Genomic DNA, 9,497 nt, shown 5'->3' with positions numbered 1-9,497 from the left:
CGAGCGCACTGCGCAAGGTGGCGCGGTCGCGGCCCGAGCCGTCGGAGACCGGGAGGCGGTAACTGCCGTCGAGGATGTCGGGCGGGATCTCACCGAGATAGGGCTGCAGCAGCGCGCGCTCGGCTGCATCGGCAGGACGACCATAGGCCGAGAGCTCGGAACTGGCGAAATAGCCGCCGCTGCGGCGATACAGCCCAAAGAAGTAGTTGCGGTTGATCCATTCGAAGTCGAACAGCAGGGTCAGCGCGCGACGGACTCGGATATCCGCGAAGACAGGCCGACGTGTGTTGAATACCAGGAATTGGGAAGGCTGCGGCATGCCGCTGGTGACGGTGTCGCGCACGATGTCGCCGTTCTTCACCGCGGCGAAATCGTAGCCCTCGTGCCAGCGCAGCGGCTCGGTCTCGACCCGAAAGTCATAGAGCCCGCGCCTGAACGCCTCGAACTGAGCGTTGGCCTCGCGATAGAAATCGAGCCGGACCTCGTCGAAATTCCACAAGCCGCGGTTGATCGGCAGGTCGCGTCCCCAATAATCGGGATTGCGGGTCAAGGTCACGCTGGCCCCCGGATTGACCGCGGTCACGCGGTAGGGCCCGGAGCCGATCGGTGCTGTCATTGTGGTGTTCTCGAAGCTCGCGATATCAGTCGCGTGCTTCGGCAGGATCGGCATCAGCCCCAGAATCAAAGGCAGCTCGCGATCGCCGACACCGCCGAAATCGAACCGCACCGTCAGCGGGTCCGGGACTTCCACCTTTGCAACCTTGCTGTAGAACTGCCGGTGGTTCGGCCGGCCGTGATCGCGGAGCAGGTCGAGCGAGAACACCACGTCCTCGGCACGCACCGGTTGACCATCGGAAAAGCGGGCGCGCGGGTCGAGATGGAAGGTGACATAGGTCCTGTCATCGTCGGTCTCGACGCTCTTGGCCAGCAAGCCATAGAGCGTGAAGGCCTCGTCATTGCCGCGGGCCAGCAGGCTTTCCACCACATAGGTCCGGATCTGCTGCACCGCGACGCCGCGCACGATGAAGGGGTTGAGGCTGTCAAAGGTCCCGAGCAGACCCCAAGTCAGCCGGCCGCCCTTGGGCGCGTCCGCGTTGACGTAGGGCATGTGGGTGAAATCGCCCGGCATCGCCGGCGCGCCGTGCATCGCGATCGCGTAGCTTTCCGCCGCCCGCACCGGCGCCGCGAAAGGCGACAACAGCACCGACAGGCCGGCAAAGCAGGCCAGCGCGGCGACCTGTATGCACCGCAGCATAGACGTCGGAACGCAAGCATTTGATTCGGAACAGCTCACCTGCAGCTTTTAGCATAGGCTGCCAACAGGTAGATCGTTGCCGTCGCGCAACGTCCTGCATTGATCTTTCCGCGCGCCACGTTATGAAGGCGGGCGACAAGCAGGGCGGCAACGACTGTCACTCAACCGCCTCATTTGACTAGGAGACAGCCGCAGGAAACGGCTTGGTGTGGCGCCTTTGGCGGTCTCGGGCGTTGCCGTTCAGAAAGGGTTTTCCGCAATGAATTTCCGTGACTTGGCCTCGTCGGTTGGGCCGCGTGGGCGGCTCTTGGCCTTGCTGGCGGCCACCACGCTGGCTATTCCTGTCGCCTCTGCCCAGGCACAGGCTCCGAAGGCGAGGGCTCCGGCACCCCGGGCGCCTGCCCAGGCACCGGTTGCGCCGGCTCCCGGCGGCGCACCAGCCGGCCAGCCCCCCGCCCAGGGCCAACAGGCGCCGGAGCAACAGATCCAGCTGATCTACGCGCCCTGGACCAAGTTCTGCCTCAAGGGCCAGGATGCCAATGCCAAGCAGGTTTGCTTCATCGGCAAGGATGGTCGCATCGAGTCCGGCCAGCCGGTCGTCGCCGCCGTGATCATCGAGCCGGAAGGCGAGCCGAAGAAGATCCTGCGCGTCACGCTGCCGCTCGGCATGCAGTTGCAGCACGGCACCCGCATCATCGTCGACGGCAACCCGCCGCTGACGTCGCCTTACGTGATCTGCTTCCAGAACGGCTGCATGTCCGACTACGAGGCGACGCCGGACCTGATCAACAGCATGAAGAAGGGCCAGAACCTGGTGGTCCAGGCGATCAACTCCAACGGCGCGCCGCTGACCTTGCCGCTGCCGCTGCAGGAAGCCGCTGGGGCCAGCTTCGCCAAGGCCTATGATGGCCCGCCGACCGATCCCAAGCAGTTCGAAGAGAACCAGAAGAAGCTGCAGGAAGAGCTGCAGAAGCGTGCCGAGCAGGCGCGTCAGAAGCTCGAGCAGGCCGCACCGCCGGCCGCCGGCAAGTGATCGGCGTGGCCTCCAAATTGTGGAGGCCAAAGGGCCGAGACAAACAAACAAAAAGGCGCTCGGATCGAGCGCCTTTTTTGTTGGTTGCAAGGACGGACGCGAAAGCCGGCTTTGAGATCAGTTCAGCGACGGGTTGCGCGGACGATAGCCGCCCGACTTGTCCTTGATGAAGATCTCGGCCACTTGCGAATGCCGGATCGGCTCGCCCGTATCGTCCGGAAGCAGGTTCTGCTCTGAGACGTAGGCGACGTATTCGGAATCGGCATTCTCCGCCAGCAGGTGGTAGAACGGCTGATCCTTGTGAGGACGGACCTCCTCGGGGATCGACAGCCACCACTCCTCGGTATTGTTGAATTCCGGATCGATGTCGAAGATCACGCCCCGGAACGAGAAGATCCGATGCCTGACAATCTGACCGATCTGGAACTTGGCGGTTCGCGCTTTGATCATTCTTGTCGAATAGACCAGGATCGGCGCCGATGCTAGTGCCCAAGGGGTGATTTAATCTGGCGAGGGCCCATCCCGTGGCTCGCGTTCCCCACCCCTCCATACCCCCATCAGACCCATCTGAATGATCGATATTCTCAATCTCGCACTGCCTTATTTCGGCGTGGTTTTTGTCGGCTTCGCCTGCGGTAAGCTCAAACGGCTGCCCGACACCGGGCTCGCCTGGATGAACTTCTTCCTGCTCTACGTCTCGCTGCCGGCGCTGCTGTTCGGCATCATGTCGAAGACGCCATTTTCCGAGCTCAACAACCCGCCATTCCTGGTCGCGACCACGCTGTCGACCATGATTGCGTTCACGATCGCACTCGCCGTCGGACGCTTCGCCGGCAAACTGTCGCTGCGCGAGGCGACGATGGCAGGCCTCGCCGGCGGCTATGGCAATATCGGTTACATGGGGCCGGGCCTCGCGCTCGCCGTGCTCGGGGCTAAGGCCGCGGCGCCGACCGCCCTGATCTTCTGTTGCGACAGCATCTTCCTGTTCTCGATCGTGCCGCTGCTGATCGAACTGACCGACAGCGATCATCCCTCGCTGTTGCATGCGCTGCGCATGGTGTTGCGGCAGATTGCGCTCAATCCTCTGATCGTCTCGACCTGCGCCGGCGCGCTCGCCGCCGGCGTGCATTTCCAGCCGCCGGTCGCGCTCGACCGCACCTTGCTGTTTCTGCAGAACGCCGCGGCGCCGACCGCATTGTTCGCGCTCGGTGTCACCGTCGCGCTGCGTCCGTTCGAGCGCGTGCCGTGGGAGGTGCCGGGCGTGATCGCGGTCAAGCTCGTGATTCACCCGATGCTGTCGTTCGCGCTGATGCTGCTGATCGGTCCGTTCGCGCAGCCCTGGGCCGCGACCGCGGTGCTGATGGCCTCGCTGCCGCCCGCGCTCAACGTGTTCGTGATCGCGCGGCAGAATGAGACCTGGATCGAGCCTGCCTCGGTCGCCGTGCTGATCGGCACCTTCGCATCGGTGGTCACATTGACCAGCGCGATGTGGCTGATCCAGAGCGGACGGCTGGTGTTTCCGTAAGGCGCGAGTAGCGCGAGGCTCAACTCGCGTGGCGATCCGTTCGCCACGACGGCGCGAGGCCTTCGCGCATCGCGAGCCGCCGCAGCGGACCGATCGCGCCGATCATGTGCATGCCGGTGGCGCGCAGCGACTGCATCGGTAAAAATTCGCTGAGCAGCGATCGGTTGGCGATATCGATCACGAAGGTGCGGCTCAGGATGTCGGCGCGACGTGCCGCGGCGTAACGCGCCAGCACCTGCGGTGCGCCAAGGTCCTCGCCTGATGTCATGGCCTTGCCGACAATCGCTGCCATGTCCATGGCGTCGCGCAGGCCTAGGTTCAGGCCTTGCGCACCGATCGGCGGCACGACATGGGCGGCTTCGCCGACCAGCGCAATGCGGCGGTCCGCGTAGCGGTACGGCCGCTCGATCGACAGCGGAAACATGTGGCGGCCGGGCTCGACATGGACGCGGCCGAAGATCGAGTGCGACCGTTTCTCGGCGGCCACCGACAGCGCCTCGTCGTCGAGCGCGAACAGCCGCTCGGCTTCCCTGGGTGAATTGACCCAGACGACGCTGCAGCGGTCGCCGGGCAGAGGGACGAATACGCAGGGACCGTGCGGGGTGTGGAATTCGGTGGATGCGCCGTGGTGCGGCCGCGCATGGGTGATGTTGAAGGTCAGCGCAGTCTGGCCAAGCTTGCGGCGGTTCACGCTGATGCCGGCCGCCTCGCGGCACAGCGAATGCCGACCGTCGGCGCCGACGACGAGCCGGGCTGTGACCGACTGGCGCGAGACCGTCGTGATGGTGACTTCGGCTTGATCCGGCACGACCGCTTCGGCATCCTCGGCGATCCGCGTCAGGCCCGGGCAGGCGGCGGCGCGGCTTTCCAGCGCTGCGACCAGCGTGCGGTTCTCGATATTGTAGCCGAACATGTCGAGGCCGATCTCGTCGGCCTGGAAGCGGACTTCCGGCGCGCGGATCAGCCGGCCGGTGTCGTCGACCAGCCGCATCGTCCTCAGTGCCGCGGCTTTGTCGCGGCAGTCCTGCCAAACGCCGAGGCCGTCGAGAAAATCGACGGAGCCGCCGAGCAGGGCGGTGGTGCGGTTGTCGGCATAGGGCGCACGGCGCGCGACGAGCACGGTGCTTGCACCGGCTTGCGCCAATGCGATCGCAGCGGCAAGGCCCGCGGGGCCACCGCCGACCACGGCGACGTCGAAAGAGGCGGGAGCGTCTGTCATGCCAGCGTCTGTCATTCCAAGACATTTGACTGTCGCGCCGGCTTTTTTCAAGCCCGCGGATTCATGTCACATTTTGGCCCAGAGCTCTGCCGGCGAGCGCGGCGCAAAGCCGCAACGGGCGATGTGCAATTCGCCCCGATTCCTGCTAGCACTGCGCCGCAATGGACGAAGCGGGACAGACCAGACAGATCGCGGCGACGACGGCGCGGCGCGCGGCGGCACTTTCCGTGCACGTCTTCACCGCGCTCGGTGCCGGCGTGGCGCTGCTCGCGACCCTCGAAGCGGTGCGCGAGCACTGGACCGCGATGTTCTGGTGGCTCGGCGTGGCACTCGCGATCGATGGCCTCGACGGGCCGATGGCGCGGCGGCTGGACGTGGTCAACGTGCAGCCGGACTGGTCCGGCGACGTGCTCGACCTCGTCGTCGACTTCACGACCTATGTGTTCGTGCCGGCCTATGCAATAACGGCGAGTGGCATGCTGCTGCCGCTCGCAGCCCCCGTGCTCGGCGTCGCCATCGCAGTGACAGGCGCGCTATATTTCGCCGACCGCCGCATGAAGAGCGACGACAATCATTTTCGCGGTTTTCCGGGCTTGTGGAATATTGCGGCGTTCTACCTGTTCCTGCTGCATCCCTCGCCAGTGCTGGCAAGCCTTCTGGTCGCGGTCCTGATCGCGCTGACGTTTGCGCCATTTCATGTCATCCACCCCGTACGCGTGAGGCGGCTGCGCTGGCTGACACTGTCGCTGGTCGGGCTGTGGTCGCTGCTCGCGATCCATGCGCTGCGCTCCGACTTCGCCGTCGGCACGGCCACAACAGCGTTATTTTGCGCCATCGGTCTCTACATCGTCGCGAGCGACTCCGCGATCCGCTTGCTGAGGTCGCTCAAGGCATGATCTCACTCCTGACCAGTCCCGAAGCCTGGGCCGCACTGCTGACGTTGACCGCGCTCGAAATCGTGCTCGGCATCGACAACGTCATCTTCCTGTCGGTCATCATTGCCAGGATTCCGGAGAGGCAGGCGACGCGAGCCCGGCAGATCGGGTTGGCGCTGGCGCTGGTGTTCCGCATTCTGTTGCTGAGCGCCCTGGTGTGGCTGATCGGCCTGACGCAGCCGGTGTTTGCCGTCGCCGGCGTCGGGCTGTCCTGGCGCGACTTGATCCTGATCGGCGGCGGGCTGTTCCTGATCGCCAAGGCAACCCACGAGATCCACGCCGAGGTCGAAGCCGAAGAGGAGGGCGAGCAGGAGGGCGGCAGTGCACGGGGCTTCCTGCTGGTGATCCTGCAGATCATCATCATCGACCTGGTGTTCTCGCTCGACTCGATCATCACGGCGATCGGCATGGCGCAGGACATCGAGATCATGATCGCCGCGGTCGTGATCGCGGTCGCGATCATGTACGTCTCCTCCGGGCCGGTGGCGCGTTTCGTGGTCAATCACCCGACCACCAAGATGCTGGCGCTGGCCTTCCTGGTGCTGATCGGCGTCGCGCTGGTTGCCGACGGCTTCCAGTTCCACATTCCGCGCGGCTACATCTACTTCGCCATCGCGTTCGCGGTCGGGGTCGAGTTCTTCAACGTGCTGGCATCGCGCAATCGCCGGAAACGGGTCCGGTAGTGACCAGGCGGCCGTCAAGTTGACAACGCCGGCCTGATCGCATTCGTTTGCAAAAGCCGGTATTCGGGCGAACCCGGTGTGCCTGAAATCTCCTCAGAATCAGGTATTTGGTGTGTGGCGTTCCGGCTGGCCTCCCGATCGAGGCGATCCGCCGGCGATGGAAGGAGACGACCGAGATGACCAAGGCGGTGCGCGTGCACAAGGTGGGTGGTCCCGAGGCGCTCGTCTATGAGCCGATCGAGGTCGCCGCACCCGGCCCCGGCGAGGTCCGCATCCGCCAGCACGCCGTCGGCCTGAACTTCATCGACGTCTACTACCGCACCGGCCTGTACAAGGCGCCCGGCCTGCCATTCATCGTCGGCAATGAAGCCTCGGGTGAGGTGCTCGCGGTCGGCCCGGGCGTGACGCATTTCCATCCCGGCGACCGCGTCGCCTATTACGACAATCTCGGCGCCTATGCGACCGAGCGCAACATCGCCTGGCAGCGCCTGGTCAAGCTGCCCGACCACATCACCTATGAGCAGGGCGCCGTCCTGATGCTCAAGGGGCTGACGGTCTGGTACCTGCTGCACAAGACCTTCAAGGTCGAGCCGCATCATCGCGTGCTGATCCACGCCGCCGCCGGCGGCATCGGGCTCTTGGCTTGCCAATGGGCACGGGCGATGGGCGCGCATGTCATCGGTACGGTGGGATCGCGGGCGAAGGCCGATCTCGCGCTCGCCAATGGCTGCGACCACGTCATCCTCTACAACGAGGAGGATTTTGTCGCGCGCGTCAAGCAGATCAGCCGCAACGAGGGCTGCGACGTGGTCTATGACGGCGTCGGCAAGGCGACCTTCCCGGGCTCGCTGTCCTGCCTGAAGCCGCGCGGCATGTTCGTCAGCTTCGGCAACGCCTCCGGCCCGGTGCCGCCCTTCGCGCTCGCCGAGCTCAACAATCACGGCTCGCTGTTTGCGACCCGCCCCAAGCTCAACGACTATATCGGCAAGCGCTCCGAGCTATTGGAAGGCGCCGACACGCTGTTCTCCGCCGTCATCAGCGGCAAGTTGCACGTCCCGATCAACCACGCCTATGCGCTGAAGGACGCGGCCAAGGCGCATACGGACCTGGAGGGGCGGGTGACGACGGGGGCTTCGATTTTGAAGCCGTGAGGCATTTTCATGGAGGCGCGCCAGCTTTAGTCGTTGCAGTGTAGGCAGTGTGTTCATGCACTCGGACGAAGGGGCGCCGGCCAGCGTTCACGCAGCCGTCGAGATTTCCGAACGACTAATGGCAGGCTCACGAAACACGATATAGGACAATCGGGTCGCTTGAACTGTAACCTGTCGTATTCCGATGATTTACCCGACACTTTTCCTCAAACACCTCAAGGTTCGCCGCGCGATCCGTGATTACGCGTTTTACGACGTGCCGAACAAGCAGGAAGAGAGCACGCTGAACGAAAGCCGAGTGCAGGAGAACTTCACCTACTTCATGCAGGTCCGCCGAGACCGATTGGCATTCTTCCAGAGATGGTTGCGCGAGTGGTTTGGCGTCAAGGCGACACTGGATGGCGGCGGCTTACTTGCCCTAAACGAATACGATTATGGCGGCGGCCTCATCGGCGACGAGTTCAATCGCGCGACCAGTTTTGCGACTTATCAGCCCGTTTGGCTAGGCGAGCGTGCCGGTTACAACGTCATGGTTGATATAGGTGTCTTCCTCGGTGAATACCTGATCGGCAAGCGTCCCAAACTGCATTGGACGATCTATCGTGGTCATCGGGACGAGGACGGCGAGCTAATAGGGCTGAATCTCAAACGGCCCCAACTAGGTGGATTTCCGCGTCAATGGGGCAAGGATGTACTTGGCCTCGGATACGGCAGTGTCGCGGATGCGCGAACGATGTCGCACATTGGACACCCTCGAAGCGTCGGTGACCCGAATGGCTTGATCAAACATTGCAAGACGTCGCTGCATCTTGCCAACGTGCCCGACGATGACAGCCCTTTCATTTTTGGAGACTATAGTAATGAACCGATCTGATGCGGCCGACGCGATTGTTCGTGCCTGGCCATCATGACATTCGTCTCCATGCGCAAAGTGGCGTCATTGAACGAAGCGAACATCGCCAAAATCCTATGCAAGCATACGCCTCGAGCCTCCGTTCCGATGTGATCGAAATGGAGGCTCCAACCGTCGCGTAATAACGGTGGCTCACGCCACCCGCCTTGCCACGCCTGACTTCGTCAGGATCGCATCGAGCTGCCCGATCATCTCGTCGATCTCGGCCCTGTTGACGTTGAGCGCCGGCATGAAGCGCAGGCTGTCCGGCCGCGGCGCGTTGAGCAAAAGGCCGGCCTCAAAGGCCTGGGTCACGATCGACATCGCGATCGGCAGCTTCAGATCGAGCGCGAGCAACAAGCCGCGTCCGCGCACCTCGCCGAGGCCGTGCCGCGCCGAGATCTTCTGCAGCTCACTCTCCAGATAGAGACCGGCTTCGGTGACGGACTTCAGGAACGAAGGCTTGCCGATCTCGTCGAGCACCGCGATGCCGGCGGCGCACATCAGGGGATTGCCGTTGAAGGTGCCGCCCTGGTCGCCGTGCTCGAAGCAGGAGGCCTGTTCGGTCGCGAGCAGGGCGGCGAGCGGCACGCCACCGCCGATGCCTTTGCCGAGCGTCATGATGTCGGGCGTGATCTCGGCATGCTCATAGCCGAACAGTTTTCCGGTGCGGCCCATGCCGGTCTGGATCTCGTCGACGATCAGCAGCAGGCCATGCTGCTGCGTCAGCGCGCGCAGATCTTTCAGGAAGGCATCGGTCGCAGGCCAGACGCCGGCCTCGCCCTGGATCGGCTCCAGCATCAC

General features: G+C 64.0%; 10 protein-coding genes. 6 read left to right on the top strand and 4 right to left on the bottom strand.

What is annotated here, in order from left to right; genetic code table 11:
- A partial coding sequence (locus WA702_RS20550; protein WP_425112382.1) for an extracellular solute-binding protein occupies window positions 1-1,255 on the bottom strand: 1,255 nt, incomplete at its 3' end.
- 259 nt (window positions 1,256-1,514) lie between these two features.
- Between WA702_RS20550 and WA702_RS20545 the strand changes: the two genes are divergently transcribed.
- Window positions 1,515-2,288 carry an invasion associated locus B family protein gene (locus WA702_RS20545; RefSeq protein ID WP_425112381.1) on the top strand — a complete coding sequence of 258 codons (774 nt, stop codon included), beginning with the start codon at window positions 1,515-1,517 and terminating at the stop codon, window positions 2,286-2,288.
- A gap of 117 nt (window positions 2,289-2,405) precedes the next feature.
- On the opposite strand, the gene hspQ is transcribed toward WA702_RS20545, so the two are convergent.
- A complete protein-coding gene (gene hspQ, locus WA702_RS20540; RefSeq protein WP_425112380.1) occupies window positions 2,406-2,738 on the bottom strand; it encodes a heat shock protein HspQ in 333 nt (110 codons plus the stop codon).
- Between the two features lie 121 nt (window positions 2,739-2,859).
- Between hspQ and WA702_RS20535 the strand changes: the two genes are divergently transcribed.
- Window positions 2,860-3,813, top strand: a complete 954-nt coding sequence (locus WA702_RS20535) for an AEC family transporter (protein WP_425112379.1) — start codon at window positions 2,860-2,862, stop codon at window positions 3,811-3,813.
- Window positions 3,814-3,832: 19 nt separating this feature from the next.
- Here WA702_RS20535 and WA702_RS20530 read toward each other — a convergent pair whose 3' ends face one another.
- Window positions 3,833-5,032 (bottom strand): UbiH/UbiF family hydroxylase, encoded by a 1,200-nt coding sequence (locus tag WA702_RS20530; protein WP_425112378.1) that lies wholly within the window; start codon window positions 5,030-5,032, stop codon window positions 3,833-3,835.
- A 161-nt stretch (window positions 5,033-5,193) separates the two neighbouring features.
- Here WA702_RS20530 and pcsA point away from each other — a divergent pair, with 161 nt between their 5' ends.
- The 4 genes from pcsA to WA702_RS20510 all read left to right on the top strand — a co-directional run bounded on the left by pcsA (window position 5,194) and on the right by WA702_RS20510 (window position 8,675).
- Window positions 5,194-5,928: a phosphatidylcholine synthase gene (gene pcsA / locus WA702_RS20525; protein ID WP_425112377.1), complete on the top strand. Its 735-nt coding sequence runs from the start codon at window positions 5,194-5,196 to the stop codon at window positions 5,926-5,928.
- On the top strand, window positions 5,925-6,650 hold the full coding sequence (locus WA702_RS20520; protein WP_425112376.1) for a TerC family protein: 726 nt from the start codon (window positions 5,925-5,927) through the stop codon (window positions 6,648-6,650). The genes pcsA and WA702_RS20520 overlap by 4 nt, the downstream gene beginning before the upstream one ends.
- A gap of 176 nt (window positions 6,651-6,826) precedes the next feature.
- On the top strand, window positions 6,827-7,801 hold the full coding sequence (locus tag WA702_RS20515; protein WP_425112375.1) for a quinone oxidoreductase family protein: 975 nt from the start codon (window positions 6,827-6,829) through the stop codon (window positions 7,799-7,801).
- A gap of 184 nt (window positions 7,802-7,985) precedes the next feature.
- Complete coding sequence (locus WA702_RS20510; RefSeq protein ID WP_425112374.1) at window positions 7,986-8,675, top strand: hypothetical protein; 690 nt, start codon at window positions 7,986-7,988, stop codon at window positions 8,673-8,675.
- A 171-nt stretch (window positions 8,676-8,846) separates the two neighbouring features.
- Here WA702_RS20510 and WA702_RS20505 read toward each other — a convergent pair.
- On the bottom strand, window positions 8,847-9,497 hold a 651-nt coding region (locus WA702_RS20505), incomplete at its 5' end, for an aminotransferase class III-fold pyridoxal phosphate-dependent enzyme (RefSeq protein ID WP_425112373.1).

This window comes from Bradyrhizobium sp. (assembly GCF_049798375.1).
Lineage (GTDB): Bacteria > Pseudomonadota > Alphaproteobacteria > Rhizobiales > Xanthobacteraceae > Bradyrhizobium.
The sequence above is the reverse complement of the archived record's forward strand: the minus strand, read 5'-3'. Positions and strand labels throughout refer to the sequence as shown.